The organism is Dactylosporangium salmoneum, from assembly GCF_039532525.1.
Classification (GTDB): domain Bacteria; phylum Actinomycetota; class Actinomycetes; order Mycobacteriales; family Micromonosporaceae; genus Dactylosporangium; species Dactylosporangium salmoneum.
In genome coordinates, this window is record NZ_BAAARV010000053.1 from 80,309 (window position 1) to 95,715 (window position 15,407).

The window sequence follows — 15,407 nt, forward strand, 5'->3', positions numbered from 1 at the left end:
TAATCGAAACTTATGCCGCGATTGCGGCGGGTAGCAGCGCGCTCACGACGCGGCGAAGCACGGCCGTGGCGCCCGCCACGTCCAGGTGCAGCTCGTCGCGCCACATCGACCAACCGGCGAACGTGGTGGCGACGGTGAGCGCGTCGAGCACCTGCGCGCGCCCGGCCCCGGCCGCGGCGAGCTCCGGCGCGAAGAGCGTCTCGATCTCCTCGCGGGCGATCTGGAGGTACCAGGCCCGGTTCTTGCGCAGCTGCGCCGAGAACGGCTCGCGGATGCGCGCCGCCCGGGCGGCCGGCGCGATGAGCTCTAGCAGGCGGGCGCGCTGGGCGCAGTACCGCTCGATGCGCTCCGGCAGCGGCAGGTCGGCCGGAACCGGCCGGTACTCCGCCCGCTGCCGCTCCATGAGCCGCTCGCCGGCCGCCGCGAACAGGCCCTCCATGTCCTTGAAGTTGGTCCACAGCGCGCGCAGCGAGACGCCGGCCCGATCGGCGATCCGCTCCGCGGTCGGGCGCAGGTCGCCCTCCTCCAGCAGCGCGAAGTGCGCGTCCGTGATGGCCTGCCGGGTCCGCTCGGCCCGCAAGGTCCGCCCGTCCACCCGCTGCCGCACCCCTGCATCGCCCATGACCGAACAGCCTACGTGCCAGCCGCTCGGGTCACCCTCTACGGTGAGGGACGTGGCAGTGCGTAGCGTGCACGAGATCGACATCGAGCTACCCGTGTTCGACCCCGGCGAGCTCGAGCCGGTCGGCGCTCCGTGGGGCGGCAACCTGACCGAGGCCCACGTGCAAACCGGCCGCGCCATCCGCACCACCCTCATCGACGCCCGGCTGCGCCGTTCCCACCTCGAGAACCTCGACCTCAACGGGGTCGTGTGGGAGGACGTGGCGATCAGCGGCTGCCGGTTCGAGAAGGTCGACTTCACCGCCGCGCGGCTCACCGGGCTGACCCTCGATCGGGTGCATTTCGTCAACTGCAAGCTGACGTGGGCCAACCTCGCCGAGACGCGCCTGTCCGACGTGCTGTTCGAGGGGTGCCGGCTCGACGGGGCGACGCTGGACGACGTGAGCACCGCCGGGCCGACCGGCTTCGTCGGCTGCGTGCTGGTCAACACCAACCTGCGCGACTGCGTGCTGCCCTACGCGGCGATGCAGGACTGCCGGCTGCGCCAGATGTCCTTCGAGAGCTGCGACCTGCGCGGCGCCGACCTGCGCGGCAACCAGCTGTCCGAGGTCAGCGGGATGACCAGCCTGCGCGGGGTGACGATCGAGCCGGCCCAGCTGCCCGGGCTCACCGACGCGGTGATGCGGGACCTCGGCGTGATCGTGCGCGGCCCGAAGGGTTGACCCGCCAGCGCGGCCGGCCGTGCGGCAGCTTGCGGGCCGGCGGGTCGTCGATGCACGCCGACGCGGGCGGCTCGGCGTGCGCGGCCGGCCCGAGCAGGTCGCGCGGGTCGGCCTCCAGCGCGCCCTCGACCGTCGCGAAGGTGGCGATGCCGCTCATCCCGGGGGCCACGGGCAGCCAGGAGCGGATGGCCGGCGAGGGGGCGGCCAGGCGCAGCTCGCCGCCCCGGGCGCGGGCCGTCTCGGCCACGCCGACCAGCAGCGCCGCTCCCGTGGTGTCGCAGACCGTGACCTGGGATAGGTCGAGCACCAGATGGGGCTCGTCGGGCACGAGGAGCCCGGCGAGCACCGGCTCGATCGTCGCCACGGTCCCATCCACCAGCAGCCCGTGCAGGGCCAGCACGACCGCACTCATCGGTTTTGACGGTACCGACCCCGCCGGTCGGGCGTCAGCGGCCGGGTGGCCGACCCCGGCCGGGGCCGTTCAGCCCGCAGGGGGTCGACGGACGCCGATGATCACGCCCGAGCCGTGGTCGAGCTCGACCGAGACGAGGTCGGGGTGCTCCAGCAGGGTTCGGCGGACGCCCTGCTGGCGGGCCCTGAAGTCGTCCGGCCAGTCGTCGGCCTCGCGCATGTCGTCGACCACGATCGTGCCGCGCGGGTTGAGCCGGGCCAGGGTGTGCTCCAGGCCCTCGACCTTGCCGCCGGCGCAGTCGGCGAAGATGAGGTCGTAGCCGCCCTCCGCCGCGGCCAGGAACTCCAGCGCGTCGCCGACCCGCAGCTCGACGAAGTCCGGCCAGCCGGCCTCGGCGGCCAGCGCCGAGGTGGCCGGGTCCAGCTCGACCGAGAGGAGGGTGGCGTCGGCGCGCGGCAGCAGGCCACTGACCAGCCAGGCGGTGCCGACGCCGGCGCCGGTGCCCAGCTCCAGGACCCGTCCGCCGGGCGGCAGCGCGGCCGCGAGGGTGGCGAGCAGCCGGCCGACCGGCGGCTCGCAGGACAGTCCGAACCCGTTGGCCTCGGCCCGGGCGTAGGCGGCATCGATGAGGTTCACGGCGGCGACCCTACCGAAAGTGGTCGCGCTCCGCGTGCAAAGCTGTGCCCCGTGAAGTCACTGCCCCTGCGGGTCCTCACGCCCGCCGCCGTCGCCCTGCTGGCCCTCGGCGCCTGCAGTAGCCCCAAGCCCTCCCCCGCGCCGGCGGGCAAGGACGGGTCGGAGCAGACCGCCACGAGCTCGTTCGAGGTGAAGGACGACGTCAGCGTCGTGGAGGTCGACAGCGAGGGCGGCGGGATCACGATCAAGGCCGGCACCGGACCGACGATCAAGGTGACGGAGACCCAGCGGTACAGCACGGACAAGCCGAACCGCAAGCAGAGCCTGGACGGCGGCGAGCTCATCCTCGCCTCGACCGGCTGCCCGAAGAACGACTGCTCGATCTCGTACGAGATCGAGATGCCCTCGACGCTCAGCGTCCGGCTGGACAGCTCCGGCGGGCGGATCGCCCTCACCGGGCTCACCGGGCTGGTCGACGTGCAGTCCGACGGCGGCTCGCTGTCCGGCGAGGGGCTGGCCCCGCCGGAGCTCACCGCCCGCACCGGCGGCGGCCCGGTCGACCTGAAGATCACCCAGGCGCCGAACCGGATCGACATCGACTCCGAGGGCGGCAACGTCAACCTGCGGCTGACCTCCGACGGCTACGCGCTGGAGACCGACCTCGGCGGCGGCAAGCAGAGCGGCACCGTCAAGGTCGACAAGGCCTCGGCGCACAAGGTCCGCGTCAACACCGGCGGTGGGAGCCTGTCCTTCGTCTAGTCGGTCAGCGCGCTGTACACCAGCTGGCGCAGCTGCGGGCGGATCGGGTACGTGCTGGAGGGCAGCAGCTGGGTGTAGAACGCCACGGTGAGCCGCTCGACCGGGTCGATCCAGAACGCGGTGCTGGCCGCGCCGCCCCAGTAGTACGTGCCCGGGGAGCTGAACACGCGGGCCGGCACCGAGTCGCGGACCACGGCGAAGCCCAGGCCGAAGCCGACGCCCTCGAACGTGGTCTCGGCGAAGCCGCCGGTCTGCAGCGTGTCCAGGTCCACGTTGCCGGGCAGGTGGTTGCGGGTCATGAAGTCCACGGTGCGCGGGGCCAGCAGCGCCCCGCCCCGGGCCAGCAGCATGTTCATGAACCGCTGGTAGTCGGCGGCGGTCGAGATGAGCCCGCCGCCACCCGACGGGGCCAGCGGCTCCTCGAACGCCGCCTTGCCGACCGGGTCGAAGCGCGTGCGGCGGCCGTCGGGCCCCGGGACGTACAGTGCCGCCATCCTCGGCTCGCCGGGGGCCACCGACCAGCTCGTGTCGGCCATGCCGAGCGGCTCCAGGATGCGCGTGCGCAGGAACTCCACCAGCGGCACGCCCGCCACCACCTCGACCAGCCGGCCGAGCACGTCGGTGCTCACGCCGTAGCCCCAGGCCGTGCCCGGCTGGAACAGCAGGGGCAGCGCGGCGAAGTCGCGGCTGGCCTCGGCCAGGTCGGCGCCGGGCTTCATGGCCAGGTCGTAGCCCGCCTTGCGGTAGAGGGCGTCCACGACGGAGGTGTTCAGGAAGCCGTACGTCAGGCCGGAGGTGTGGGTGAGCAGGTGCCACACCCGGATGGGCTCGGCCGCCGGGACGGTGAAGGGCTGGCCGGACGAGCCCTTGTCGTAGACCCGGACGTCGGCGAACTCGGGCAGGTACTTCGCGATCGGGTCGGTGAGCTCGAAGCACCCCTCCTCCCACAGCAGCATCGCCGCGACGGACGTGACCGGCTTGGTCATCGAGTACAGCCGCCAGAGCGTGTCGGGCTCGACCGGCAGGCCGGCCTCGGCGTCGCGCTGACCGTAGACGCTGGTGTGCACCACCTTGCCGTCCCGGGCGATCGCCAGCTGCCAGCCGGCGAGGCGACCGTCGTCCACGTATCGCGCGAAGTGGGCGTCGAGGCGGGCCAGCCGCCGTGCGTCGAATCCGGCCTGCTCTGGCGCCACTTCGCGTTCGATACTCACATCCCGGGACTGTAGATCGTCTTCGCCCGGTTACGAAAGGGCCAGCTGCTCGGCCCCCGCCACCACCCGGTCCACGAAGCCGTAGTCCTTGGCCTCCTCGGCGGTGAACCAGCGGTCGCGGTCGGAGTCGGCCTCGATCTGCTCGACGGTCTGGCCGGTGTGCTCGGAAATGAGCCGCTGGATGGTCTTCTTGGTGAACAGCATCTGCTCGGCCTGGATGGCGATGTCGGCCGCGGTGCCGCCGATGCCGCCCGACGGCTGGTGCATCATGACCCGCGAGTGCGGCAGGGCGTAGCGCTTGCCGGGAGTGCCGGCGCTGAGCAGGAACTGCCCCATCGAGGCGGCCATGCCCATGACCACCGTCGAGATGTCGTTCTTGATGAACTTCATCGTGTCGTAGATCGCCAGCCCGCCGTGGACAGCGCCGCCCGGCGAGTTGATCCAGAAGCTGATGTCCCTGTCGGAGTCCTCGGCGGCGAGCAGGATCAACTGGCCGCAGATGCGGTTGGCGCTCTCGTCGTTGACCTCCGTCCCGAGAACGATGATGCGCTTGGTCAGCAGGCGGTCGAAGACGGCGCTGTCGAAGGGGATCTCAAAGTCGGCCATGCCATCGACGGTATTGCCCCGGCCGGGCGATGGGATCCCCCGTTCGCCGTGAGCGTGTTCGCTGTCAGCGTGGCCGCTCCAGGATCGGTCGCAGGGCGTCCAGGACCGCCGGGTCCTCGATGGTCGACGGCACCGGCTCCTCCCGGCCGTCGGCGATGCCGCGCATGGTCCGCCGCAGGATCTTGCCCGAGCGGGTCTTCGGCAGCGCGGCCACCACCCGCACGCTGCGCAGGCTCGCCACCGCCCCGATCCGGTCGCGGACCAGTTGCACCAGCTCCGCGGCGACGGCGTCGTGATCAGCGTCGACGCCGGCCTTGAGCACCACGAAGCCGCGCGGCACCTGGCCCTTGAGCTCGTCGGCCACGCCGATCACCGCGCACTCCGCGACCGCCGGGTGCCCGGACAGGACCTCTTCCATCGCGCCGGTGGACAGGCGATGGCCGGCCACGTTGATGACGTCGTCGGTGCGGCCCATGACGTAGAGGTAGCCGTCCTCGTCGAAGCGCCCGCCGTCGCCGGTCAGGTAACAGCCGGGGAAGGCGCTGAGGTAGGAGCCGACGTACCGCTCGTCGTCGCCCCACAGCGTCGGCAGGCAGCCCGGCGGCAGCGGGAGCCGGATCACGATCGGCCCGTCGGTGCCGGCCGGCGCGTCCGACCCGTCCGGGCGCACGACGCGCACGTCGAAGCCCGGTACCGGTACCGATGGCGAACCCGGCTTCGTCGGCAGCGCCTCCAGCCCGCGCGGGCTCGCCGCGATCGGCCAGCCGGTCTCGGTCTGCCACCAGTTGTCGATCACCGGGACGCCGAGCCGCTCCCCCGCCCACTCGTACGTCTGCGGGTCGAGCCGCTCGCCGGCCAGGAACAGCGCGCGCAGCGACTTCGTGCGCTCCCGGTCGATCCGGGCCCCCTCCGGGTCCTCCTTGCGGATCGCGCGGATCGCGGTCGGCGCGGCGAAGAGCACGTTGACGCCGTGGTCCTCGACCACCCGCCAGAACGCGCCCGCGTCCGGGGTGCCGACGGGCTTGCCCTCGAAGAGCACCGTCGTGGCGCCGGCGAGCAGGGGCGCGTACACGATGTACGAGTGCCCGACGACCCACCCGACGTCGGAGGCCGCCCAGAACACGTCGCCGGCGCCGCAGTCGAAGATGTTGGTCATCGACCAGGCGAGCGCGACCGCGTGCCCGCCGTTGTCGCGCACGATCCCCTTCGGGCGCCCGGTGGTCCCGGACGTGTAGAGGATGTACAGCGGGTCCGTCGCACCCACCGGCACGCACCCGGCCGAAGGAGCGTCCCGGACGGCGTCCTCCCACGTCAGGTCCCCCTCGCGCAGCCGGCCGGGCGCCTGCTCGCGCTGCAGGAGCACCACGCGCTCGGGCTTGTGGGCGGCCTCGTCCAGGGCGGCGTCCAGCAGCGGCTTGTACTCGACCACCCGGGTCGGCTCGATCCCGCACGAGGTCGCGACCACCACCTTGGGCCTGGCGTCGTCGATGCGGGCGGCCAGTTCCTTGGGCCCGAACCCGCCGAACACCACCGAGTGCACGGCGCCCAGCCGCGCGCACGCGAGCATGGCCACCACGGCCTCGGGCACCATGGCCATGTACAGCACCACCCGGTCGCCCTTGCCCACGCCGAGGCGGGCCAGCGCCCCGGCGAACCGGGCGACCTCGTCGCGCAGTTCGCCGAAGGTGTACCGCCGCACGCTCCCGGTGACCGGGCTGTCGTACACGAGCGCGAGCGCGTCCCCGCGCCCGGCCAGCACGTGCCGATCGAGGGCGTTGTGGCAGGTGTTGAGCTCGGCGTCGGGGAACCACCGGTAGAACGGCGGCCGGTCGGCGTCCAGGACGCGCATCGGCATGCGCTGCCAGTCGACGGCGGACGCGGCGTCGCGCCAGAACCACTCGGGATCGTCGAGGCTCCGCCGGTACGTGTCGCGATAGACGCCCATCCCCCGATCCTGCTCCGCCCTCGGCCCTTTTGGATAGCGGCGACCCCGACCCGAAAAGTCGCCCCCTACGGCACGATTACGAAAAATCCGGCACCTCCGGTGCCGGATTTTTCGGACTTATCATCATTTAGCGGTGCAGCGCCCGATTTTCGGCTGCGAGGAAGGGCCGTCGGACCGGGGCGTTGGCGCTCGCCAGGCCGGCGCGGTGCAGCGCCCGATTTTCGGCTGCGAGGGAGGGGCTGTCAGACCGGGGCGTTGGCGCTCGCCAGGCCGGCCGGGGCGTGGGCGATGGCCCGCTGGATCGCCGCCACCAGGGCCAGCGCCGCCTCCTCCGTCAGCTCGACCGCGACCCGCGCCGAGGGCCCCTGCCCCGGGTTGGCGAAGTCGATGTTCACGGTGTGCGCGAAAGGCGCCCGCTGCGGGTGGTCGACGTACACCGCCGCCTGGGTCAGGTCGAACCAGCCGGCCGCGCCCTTGCCGGCGCCTTCGATCTCGATCGTCTCGGTCTCGTACGTGCACATGGTCAGGCCCCCAGGTGCCGGCCGAAGAAGGCGAAGATGCGCTGCCACCCGTCGACGGCGGCCAGCGGCCGGTACGACGGACGGTCCACCGAGAAGAACGCGTGCCCCGCGCCCTCGTAGCTGTGGTGCTCGAAGCTCTTGCCGTGCCCCTCGAGCAGCCCGGCCAGCCGCGCCACCTCGTCCGGCGCCGGGTACTTGTCCTCGTCGCCGAACAGCCCCAGCACCGGGCAGCGCACGTCGCCGAGCCGGTCCTGGATCGACACGGCCTTGAGACCGCTGCCGACCGGGGGCGCCTCGAGGGCGAAGGCGCCGTAGCAGTCGACGGCGGCGTCGAGGTCCACCGCGGTCGAGACGAGCAGTGCCTGCCGGCCGCCGGAGCAGTGCCCGATCACGCCGACCTTGCCGCTGGCGTTGTCCAGCCCGCGCAGCGCGGCCGCCGCCGTGGCCACGTCGGCGATGATCTGCTCGTCGGCCACGCCGCCCTGCCCGCGCACGAACGCCGAGGCGTCATCGGGCGAGGCGTCGGGCGCCTGCCGCCAGTACAGGTTGGGGCAGATCGCGGAGTACCCGTTGACGGCGAACCGGCGCACCATCTCCTTCGTCGCCTCGTCGTACCCGGGCAGGTGATGAATCACCACGACACCCGGGAACGACCCAGGGTCGAGCGGTCGGGCCTGGTACGCCTGGATCTTCTCCTCGCCGATGTACACCGTCTCGGCCCGGATCGCGTCTGACATTCGTATCTTCTCCGTCGTGCTCGGCGGTTTTCCTTAGCCGAGCAAACAATATCCCCGGCCCGGAGAACGGTTCAAACGGCAGCCCGCCTACACCCGATGCGGGTCTACATCGGGGCGAAATGTCCGATAGGCCAGGCAGCCGGCAGCGGACTCGTCGACGCAACCCCGGACGCGGGTGGGGCAGCAACGCCGGACGCGGGTGAGATCGCACCACCCGGCCCCCGAGGCCCGCCGACGGGCCGGCCGCCCGGCCCCCGGGGCCCGCCGACGGGCCGACCGCCCGGCCCCCGAGGCCCGCCGACGGGCCGGCCGCCCGGCCCGCGAGGGGTGGGCGGCCGGTGGGTCCGGGTGGGCGAGGGCTACTGGCGGCCGGGCTCCGAGCGGCGCAGGGCCAGGCGGGCCAGGCCGGTCAGCAGGACGATCTGGACGAGCAGGATCAGCGACGAGCGCCACCACGCGCCGGTCGAGTGCTCCCACAGGCTGTCCTTGAACGGGATCATGGACTGCAGGTCGACGGTCGAGGCACCGGCGGCCAGGCCCCAGCGGGTCGGGAAGAGCCAGGAGATCTGCTCCAGGACCTTCTGGCCGCCGAGCTCGAACAGGCCGCCGGACAGGACCAGCTGGGCCATCACGGCGACGACCAGGACCGGGGTGGTCTGCTCGGTGGTCTTGACCAGGGCGCTGACCAGCAGGCCGAACGCCATCGAGGCCAGGGCGACCATGGCCACCGGGATGGCGATCTCCAGCAGCCAGTGCTTGGGGAAGATCAGCGGGTCCTTCGGCGGGTTCTTGCCCAGCAGGGCGAGCCAGGTGAACAGGGCCGTCTGGACGACGATGATGAAGGAGAAGACGACGAGCTTCGAGGCCAGGTACGCGCCGGCGGACAGGCCCACGGCCCGCTCGCGCTTGTAGATGGTCGACTCGTTGACGATCTCGCGGATCGCGGCGGCGGTGCCCAGGAACGCCGCGCCGACGGCCAGGACGACGAGGAGGCGCTGGGCCTCCAGGCTGTAGCGCAGGCCGACCGCCGGGGCCAGGCCGTTCTCGCCCGGCACCGTCCGGGTCAGCAGGGCCAGCACCAGCGGCAGGCCGAGCATGAAGACGGTCAGGCCGCGGTCCGCCCCGATGACCCAGAACATCCGCAGGCACAGCGTGAGGAACTGCCGGACCGGCGCCGCCGGGTGCAGTGCCCGGCTGCGCAGCGACGCCCCGCCCAGGCGGACCCGGGCCCGCCCGACCACCGCCCCGCTCTTGGCGTCGCCGGAGGCCGCACCGCCGGAGGCCGGCAGGTCGACGGTCGGGGGCGCGGGCCGCGCCGGCATCCACTGCTCCGCCGTCGCCTCCCCCGCCGGGCGCGCCGGCATCGCCTGCTCGGCGGTCGAGTCGCCGGCCGGAGCGGCCGCCGGGGGCGCGGCGGGCCGCTGGACGGGCACCGAGGCGCGCACCCGCTCCACCGCCTCCGGCTTCGGCGGCGGGGCCTCGGCGATCTGGTCGGTGACGTAGCGCGTGTAGTGCCCGGAGGACCGGTACTTGCCCACCCAGTGCTCCGCGTTGTTGGTGACCTCCCGGAACACCTCCGCGTAGTCCTCGGCGCCGAAGAACTCCAGCAGCTCGCCGGGCGGGCCGAAGTACCCCATGCGGCCACCCACGGTCAGCACGAGCACACGGTCGGCGAGGTCGAGGTGCATCACGTTGTGGGTGACCACCGCGACCGTGCGGCCCTTGTCGGCGAGCTCCCGCAGCTCCTCCATGACCTCCTTGTCCAGCGCCGGGTCGAGGCCGGACGTGGGCTCGTCGAGGAAGAGCAGGGAGGGCTCGGTGAGCAGCTCCAGGGCGACCGAGACCCGCTTGCGCTGCCCGCCGGAGAGGCTGTCGATGCGCTGCTTGGCCCGCTCGGTGAGGTTGAGGGTCTTGAGCACCTCGGCCACCCGGGCCCGGCGCTCCTTGCGCGGCACGTCGTCGGCGAAGCGCAGTGCGGCGGCGAAGCGCAGCGCCCGGCGGACGGTGAGCTGGCGGTGCAGCACGTCGTCCTGCGGGACCATGCCGATGCGATACCGCAGCTCGGCATAGTCCGCGTAGAGGTCGCGCCCGTCGTAGCGGACCTTGCCCTGCGTCGCCGGCCGGAGCCCGGCGACGGCCTTGACCAGCGTCGACTTGCCGCAGCCGGAGGGCCCGACGACGGCCAGGACGCTGCCCTCGGCCAGCGCGAAGCTGACGTCGTCGAGCAGGACCGCGTCCTTGATCCGCACGGTGAGGTCGTCGGCGATGAGCGAGGACGGGCCGGCGTCCTCGAACTCGTGCAGCCGGGCGCCGTCGAAGATGAACTCGTGGCGGCCGATCGAGATCAGGTCGCCGGGGGTCATGTCGGCGCGGGCGATCTGCTTGCCGTTGTGGAACGTGCCGTTGCGGCTGCCCAGGTCGACGACCTCGAAGGCGCCGGCCGCGGTGCGCCGCAGCTCGGCGTGGTTGCGGGAGCTGCGCAGGTCGGTCAGCACGATGTCGTTGTCGGTGCCGCGGCCGAGGCGGATGGTTCCGGCGCCGAACTCGTGCTGGGCGGCCGGGGCCACCGGGCCGGCGGGGCGCTGCGGCGGTGCGGGCTGCAGCGGTACCTCTTCGGTGATCGTGACCACCTTGAAATGCACCGCCGGGCCCTCGGCCCCGCCCAGGTTGACCACGCCGCCGTCGGTCGCGGCGACGAAGGCGGCCTTCTCTCCATCGACGAACGTGCCGTTGCGGCTGTCCAGGTCGCGCAGGAACCAGCTGTCATTGTTGTAGACCACCTCGGCGTGCCGCCGGGAGATCAGATTGCCCTCGACCACGAGGTCGTTGGCGGCGTCGCGACCGATGGTCACCGTGTCGTCGGGCCGGACGATCGCCTTCTTGTCGCCGATCGTCACCTCGAGCACGGTGAGCTCTCTGGTCACCGTTTGCTGATCGATGCTCGCCACGGCGCCCATCATGCCGTGGGGGTACGACAAGAAATAGTGGGGGTGGGTGTATCAGGAAACCGACCGCGCCCCTCATGTGTGTCGAGAACGACGACACGTGAGGAGGAGCCCATGGCAGCGGACGCCCGTTCGGACGAGTGGCGCTCCCGGCGCGCCCGGCGGCTGGCCGGGCTGGCGTGGGTGCGTCGCGAGGACCGGGCGGACGGCACGCCGGTGCGTTTCGTGGCCGACGAGCTGATCGTGCTCGACGAGCACTTCGGCACGGCTCGCCAGGCGTTCGCGGAGCAGGGCTTCACCGAACGGGACATCGTTGAGGAGGGGGATGTCCCGGACGGGTTCCGGCGGGTCCGGCTGCGCGGCCTGGACGTGGCACGGGCCGCGCGGCGCGTGCGGGTGCAGGCCGAGGCGGCCGGTGACACGCGGGTGGCCGCCGGACCCAATCACGTGTTCGTCTCGACGCCGTTCGAGCACGCCGGTGCGTACGGGCCGCCGCGCCCGGCGCCACCCGGCCGGCTGCGCGCGGCGGACGACTCCGGCGTGCGGGTGCTGGTGCTGGACACCGGCGTCTGGCTCAACAGCCCGCTGCCGAAGGATCGGTACGTCACGGAGGACTACGAGTCCGACGCGGAGGCGGCCGACGAGGGGGTGCGCGACGGGGACGCGGGGCACGCGAACTTCGTCGCCGGGGTGATGCTGGGCCGGTCGGGGCGGGTACAGCCGAGAGTGGTGAAGGTCGTCGACGCGTACGGGGTCTGCCGGGAGAGTGACCTCGTCGCTGCCTTCCGGCAGGCGGGCGACGATCCGATCATCAACGTCTCGCTGGGGGGATACACGCTCGACGACCGGCCTCCGGTCCTGCTCACGGCGGCCCTGGCCGGGCTGCTGGGCAGCGGCGACCGGGTGGTCGTGGCGGCGGCCGGCAACGACGGGCAGCACGACCGGCCGTTCTGGCCGGCCGCGTATGCCGGCACCAGCGCGCCGTGGCGGCGGCGCGTGGTCGCGGTCGCCGCCCACGACGGCCGCCGCATCTGTGAGTGGAGCAACACGGGGACGTGGGTCACGCTCGCCGCGCCCGGCGCCGAGGCGGTCAGCACGTTCGTGCACCACGAGCACTTCCCGGACGGCTGGGCGAGGTGGAGCGGGACGTCGTTCGCGGCGCCGTTCGTCGCCGCGGCGATCGCCGACGCGCTGGAGGAGGCCGGGTCCGCCCGGCTGGCGGCCGAGGCGGTCATCGCCGGGGCGCGCCTCCGGTACGGCCGGTACGCAGGGGTGGCATAGGCCGTGGAGCGCGTCAGCGGGGCATGCGAACGCACCTGGGGGAGGGGGATGACGGGGTGCGGCGCCATGGTCGCCGCACCCCGTTGCCCGGAGGTCGCGATGCTACCCTTCGGAGCCATGGCCGACCCCGAAAGTCCCGGTGAACACCCAAACGCCGCACTTCTGCGGGCGGCCGCGGCCGGCGACCAGCAGGCGTGGGAGTCCATTGTGGACCGGTACGCCAACCTCGTGTGGTCGGTGGCGCGCAGCTTCCAGCTCGGCCAGTCCGACGCCGCCGACGTGAGCCAGGCGACCTGGCTGCGGCTCGTCGAGCACGTGGAGGACGTCCGCGAGGCCGACAAGCTCGGGTCCTGGCTGGCCACCACGGCCCGGCGCGAGGCGATCGCGCTGCTGCGCAAGGGCGGGCGCGACGTCCCGGCGGGCTCGGCCGGTGACTTCGTCGGCCACCTCGGGGTACAGATCGGCCTCGCCCCGGTCGAGGACGAGCCGGATGCGAGCGTGCTGCGCGACGAGCGCGACGCCGTCCTGTGGCAGGAGTTCCGCGCGCTGTCCGGCCAGTGCCAGCAGCTGTTGCGGGTGCTCATCGCCGATCCGCCGCCGAGCTACGCCGAGGTCTCGGCCGCGCTCGACGTGCCGATCGGCAGCATCGGACCTACGCGCAAGCGCTGCCTGGGCACGCTGCGCCGACGATTGGCGGCTTCGATATGACCTGCTGCTGGGCAGGGCCGACCCGATGATCGGGGAGGAAGAGGTGCTGAGCTCATTGCGTGAGATCGCCGGCCGGCACGATCCGGTGCCACCCGACGTCCTGGCTGCCGCGCGGGCGAGCCTGTCGTGGCGCAACCCGGACGCGGCGCTGGCCGAGCTGGTGCGCGACTCGCTGGACCGGCTCATCAGCGTGCGTGGTGGCATGCCGCGGGTGCTGACGTTCCTGGGCGGTTCGCTGACCATCGACGTGCAGGTGATCACCCGGGCGGGCGTCGTCGACGTGGTCGGCGAGCTCGCACCGGTGACGGCCGCGCGCGTGGTGGTGGAGTCGCCGGGCGGCACGCACGAGACGACGGCCGACGGCGAGGGACGCTTCCGGATCGAGGGCGTCACGCCCGGGCCCGTGCGGCTGCGCTGCGAGCCGGAGGTCGAGGGGGCATTCGTGCCGGTCCGCACAGAATGGGTGCAATTGTAGCGATCGGCGTCGAGGCCCAGGTCAGCCGCGGTACCGTGCGGAAAAGGTGCCGCGACGTTGCGAGGAGCCGGCGATGCCCATCGACCACGTGCAGATCGTGTCCATTCCCGTCAGTGACCAGGACCGGGCCCGGGACTTCTACGTCAACGCGCTGGACTGGGAGCTCGTCAGCGACAACGACGACGGCGACCGCCGCTGGGTCGAGGTCGCGCCGCGGCACGGCCAGACCTCGTTCACGCTGGTGACCTGGTTCGAGTCGATGCCGGCCGGGTCGCTGCGCGGCATCGTGCTGGACACCGACGACATCGAGAAGACCTACGAGGAACTGGCCGAGCGGGGCATCATCTTCGACTCGCCGATCGAGGAGGGGCCGTTCTCCCGGGTCACGAGCTTCTCCGACCCCGACGGCAACACCTTCGTGCTGCACCAGCTCTACCAGCCCCGGGTGCGGCCGGTACGCTTCGCCGAAGCGAGGTCGTAGCGCAGAGGTCGTCGCGCCCGCCCGACACGCGGGGAGGACGCCGGTTCGAATCCGGCCGGCCTCGCCCTTTCAGTAGGCTGTCGTGCGGCGGACCGTAGCGCAGAGGTCGTCGCGCGCGGACCCATACTCCGCGAGGACGCCGGTTCGAATCCGGCCGGGCCGCCGCTGGCTACCATGGGCGCGTGCAGGATCCCGGCGTCGAGATCGCCTGTCCGGTCGTGAAGGCTCCCGCGGTACCGCAGGCGGATCTCGCCCTTCTCGAGCCCCTGCTGGCGCGGCTCGACGATCCGTCCGGGGTCGGTGACACGGAGCGGTTCCCGATGGGCACGCTCCAGCCGGACGGCCGGCTCGACCTGTGCAAACAGGGACTCGGGCCGGACGGGGTGACCCGCGTGCTGGACCGCGTGATCGGATCGCGGCACGCCGTGCACCTGCTGCTCGGCACCAACGGCCTCGGCGCGCCCGGCACCGCCGCCCTGGCCGCGTCGCTCTCCCCCGGTCACGGGGTGCGCACGTTGTACCTCGGGTGCAACGCCATCGACGCCGGCGGCGCGGCGCCGTTGTTCGAGCGTCTCGCCGACGACTCCACCGTCACCGCGCTGTGGCTCAAGCGCAACCCGCTCGGCGACGCGGGGGTGGCGCGGCTGGCGGAGATGTTGCGGTACAACTCCTCCATCTCGACCCTCGACCTCGTGAACACCGGGCTGACCGAGGCCGGGCTGGGCCTGCTCGTCGATGCCCTCGCCGCGCGGTCGCGCCCGGTCACCCGCGTCTTCCTTGGCGGCAACGGGCTCGGTCCCGGCGCCGCCCCGCTGCTCGGCCGCCTGCTGGGCGAGTGCGGCGTGACGGGCCTGTTCCTCGCGGCCAACCGGCTCGGCGACGACGGTGTCGCGAGGGTCCTGTCGGACCTGCGCCGCGACGGTACGTCCCTGGGCCTGGGCGGCAACGGCCTGACCGACGTCGCGCCGCTCGCCGCGCGCCTGCACCTGCTCGACGGGCTGGACCTCGGGCGGCCGCTGTCGCTGCGGGTGCTCGGCGCCGCCGACAACGCGATCGGCGACCCCGGGGCGGCGCTGCTGGCGGACGCGCTGCCCGGCACCTCGTTGCGCCGTCTCGACCTGCGCCACACCGCAGTGCGCGGGCGCGGGGCCAAACGGCTGCTGGCGGCGGTGGAGACGAGGCGGACCGCGCTGCGGCGGCTGACCCTCGGGCCGGACGTGCCGCGGCGGGTCAAGCGGGCGCTCGGCGCGCTCCTGCCCGGCGGCGAGCCCCCGCTGGCCAGCGAGATCGTCAGCGTGTACCGATAACGCTTCGAGAATTGTCGTACCCCGTCGCTAACCTCGGGGC

General features: G+C 72.8%; 16 protein-coding genes and 2 tRNA genes. 9 read left to right on the top strand and 9 right to left on the bottom strand.

Features of this window, described 5'->3' with window-relative positions; genetic code table 11:
- Nucleotides 1-10 precede the first annotated feature (10 nt).
- Nucleotides 11-622 (bottom strand): TetR/AcrR family transcriptional regulator, encoded by a 612-nt coding sequence (locus ABD352_RS28805; RefSeq protein WP_344615640.1) that lies wholly within the window; start codon nt 620-622, stop codon nt 11-13.
- Between the two features lie 52 nt (nt 623-674).
- Between ABD352_RS28805 and ABD352_RS28810 the strand changes: the two genes are divergently transcribed.
- Nucleotides 675-1,343, top strand: a complete 669-nt coding sequence (locus ABD352_RS28810; RefSeq protein WP_344615641.1) for a pentapeptide repeat-containing protein — start codon at nt 675-677, stop codon at nt 1,341-1,343.
- On the opposite strand, the gene ABD352_RS28815 is transcribed toward ABD352_RS28810, so the two are convergent.
- Nucleotides 1,288-1,755, bottom strand: coding sequence for an STAS domain-containing protein (locus ABD352_RS28815; protein WP_344615642.1), 468 nt, complete (start codon nt 1,753-1,755; stop codon nt 1,288-1,290). The genes ABD352_RS28810 and ABD352_RS28815 overlap by 56 nt on opposite strands.
- A gap of 69 nt (nt 1,756-1,824) precedes the next feature.
- A complete protein-coding gene (locus ABD352_RS28820) occupies nt 1,825-2,391 on the bottom strand; it encodes an O-methyltransferase (RefSeq protein ID WP_344615643.1) in 567 nt (188 codons plus the stop codon).
- Between the two features lie 51 nt (nt 2,392-2,442).
- Between ABD352_RS28820 and ABD352_RS28825 the strand changes: the two genes are divergently transcribed.
- The gene (locus ABD352_RS28825; protein WP_344615644.1) at nt 2,443-3,150 is read left to right on the top strand and encodes a DUF4097 family beta strand repeat-containing protein; all 708 of its coding nucleotides are present in this window, start codon (nt 2,443-2,445) and stop codon (nt 3,148-3,150) included.
- Here ABD352_RS28825 and ABD352_RS28830 read toward each other — a convergent pair.
- The 6 genes from ABD352_RS28830 to ABD352_RS28855 all read right to left on the bottom strand — a co-directional run bounded on the left by ABD352_RS28830 (nt 3,147) and on the right by ABD352_RS28855 (nt 11,118).
- On the bottom strand, nt 3,147-4,361 hold the full coding sequence (locus ABD352_RS28830; RefSeq protein WP_344615645.1) for a serine hydrolase domain-containing protein: 1,215 nt from the start codon (nt 4,359-4,361) through the stop codon (nt 3,147-3,149). The two genes, ABD352_RS28825 and ABD352_RS28830, sit on opposite strands and share 4 nt — an antisense overlap.
- 30 nt (nt 4,362-4,391) lie before the next feature.
- Nucleotides 4,392-4,967 carry an ATP-dependent Clp protease proteolytic subunit gene (locus ABD352_RS28835; protein ID WP_344615646.1) on the bottom strand — a complete coding sequence of 192 codons (576 nt, stop codon included), beginning with the start codon at nt 4,965-4,967 and terminating at the stop codon, nt 4,392-4,394.
- Between the two features lie 64 nt (nt 4,968-5,031).
- Complete coding sequence (locus tag ABD352_RS28840) at nt 5,032-6,912, bottom strand: propionyl-CoA synthetase (protein ID WP_344615647.1); 1,881 nt, start codon at nt 6,910-6,912, stop codon at nt 5,032-5,034.
- A 242-nt stretch (nt 6,913-7,154) separates the two neighbouring features.
- Nucleotides 7,155-7,433, bottom strand: coding sequence for a DUF6295 family protein (locus ABD352_RS28845; protein WP_344615648.1), 279 nt, complete (start codon nt 7,431-7,433; stop codon nt 7,155-7,157).
- A gap of 2 nt (nt 7,434-7,435) precedes the next feature.
- Complete coding sequence (locus ABD352_RS28850; RefSeq protein WP_344615649.1) at nt 7,436-8,170, bottom strand: dienelactone hydrolase family protein; 735 nt, start codon at nt 8,168-8,170, stop codon at nt 7,436-7,438.
- A 359-nt stretch (nt 8,171-8,529) separates the two neighbouring features.
- Nucleotides 8,530-11,118: an FHA domain-containing protein gene (locus ABD352_RS28855; protein ID WP_344615650.1), complete on the bottom strand. Its 2,589-nt coding sequence runs from the start codon at nt 11,116-11,118 to the stop codon at nt 8,530-8,532.
- 111 nt (nt 11,119-11,229) lie between these two features.
- Here ABD352_RS28855 and ABD352_RS28860 point away from each other — a divergent pair, with 111 nt between their 5' ends.
- The 7 genes from ABD352_RS28860 to ABD352_RS28890 all read left to right on the top strand — a co-directional run bounded on the left by ABD352_RS28860 (nt 11,230) and on the right by ABD352_RS28890 (nt 15,367).
- Complete coding sequence (locus ABD352_RS28860) at nt 11,230-12,396, top strand: S8 family peptidase (protein ID WP_344615651.1); 1,167 nt, start codon at nt 11,230-11,232, stop codon at nt 12,394-12,396.
- Between the two features lie 117 nt (nt 12,397-12,513).
- Nucleotides 12,514-13,104: an RNA polymerase sigma factor gene (locus ABD352_RS28865; protein WP_344615652.1), complete on the top strand. Its 591-nt coding sequence runs from the start codon at nt 12,514-12,516 to the stop codon at nt 13,102-13,104.
- A 25-nt stretch (nt 13,105-13,129) separates the two neighbouring features.
- Entirely contained in the window at nt 13,130-13,579 is a 450-nt protein-coding gene (locus ABD352_RS28870) for a carboxypeptidase-like regulatory domain-containing protein (RefSeq protein ID WP_344615653.1), read from the top strand.
- Between the two features lie 73 nt (nt 13,580-13,652).
- Nucleotides 13,653-14,060, top strand: coding sequence for a VOC family protein (locus tag ABD352_RS28875; RefSeq protein WP_344615654.1), 408 nt, complete (start codon nt 13,653-13,655; stop codon nt 14,058-14,060).
- Nucleotides 14,051-14,124: transfer RNA gene (locus ABD352_RS28880), tRNA-Val, on the top strand. Before ABD352_RS28875 ends, ABD352_RS28880 begins: the two co-directional genes overlap by 10 nt.
- A gap of 23 nt (nt 14,125-14,147) precedes the next feature.
- A tRNA-Met gene (locus ABD352_RS28885) sits at nt 14,148-14,224 on the top strand.
- Between the two features lie 18 nt (nt 14,225-14,242).
- A complete protein-coding gene (locus ABD352_RS28890; RefSeq protein ID WP_344615655.1) occupies nt 14,243-15,367 on the top strand; it encodes a leucine-rich repeat domain-containing protein in 1,125 nt (374 codons plus the stop codon).
- The last annotated feature ends 40 nt before the right edge of the window (nt 15,368-15,407 follow it).

Bases quoted from the DNA above. Each gene is read 5' to 3' on its own strand.
- ABD352_RS28845 (WP_344615648.1), bottom strand. From the start codon at position 7,433: ATGTGCACGTACGAGACCGAGACGATCGAGATCGAAGGCGCCGGCAAG.
- ABD352_RS28805 (WP_344615640.1), bottom strand. From the start codon at position 622: ATGGGCGATGCAGGGGTGCGGCAGCGGGTGGACGGGCGGACCTTGCGG.
- ABD352_RS28865 (WP_344615652.1), top strand. From the start codon at position 12,514: ATGGCCGACCCCGAAAGTCCCGGTGAACACCCAAACGCCGCACTTCTG.
- ABD352_RS28840 (WP_344615647.1), bottom strand. From the start codon at position 6,912: ATGGGCGTCTATCGCGACACGTACCGGCGGAGCCTCGACGATCCCGAG.
- ABD352_RS28835 (WP_344615646.1), bottom strand. From the start codon at position 4,967: ATGGCCGACTTTGAGATCCCCTTCGACAGCGCCGTCTTCGACCGCCTG.
- ABD352_RS28875 (WP_344615654.1), top strand. From the start codon at position 13,653: ATGCCCATCGACCACGTGCAGATCGTGTCCATTCCCGTCAGTGACCAG.
- ABD352_RS28870 (WP_344615653.1), top strand. From the start codon at position 13,130: ATGATCGGGGAGGAAGAGGTGCTGAGCTCATTGCGTGAGATCGCCGGC.
- ABD352_RS28850 (WP_344615649.1), bottom strand. From the start codon at position 8,170: ATGTCAGACGCGATCCGGGCCGAGACGGTGTACATCGGCGAGGAGAAG.
- ABD352_RS28860 (WP_344615651.1), top strand. From the start codon at position 11,230: ATGGCAGCGGACGCCCGTTCGGACGAGTGGCGCTCCCGGCGCGCCCGG.
- ABD352_RS28815 (WP_344615642.1), bottom strand. From the start codon at position 1,755: ATGAGTGCGGTCGTGCTGGCCCTGCACGGGCTGCTGGTGGATGGGACC.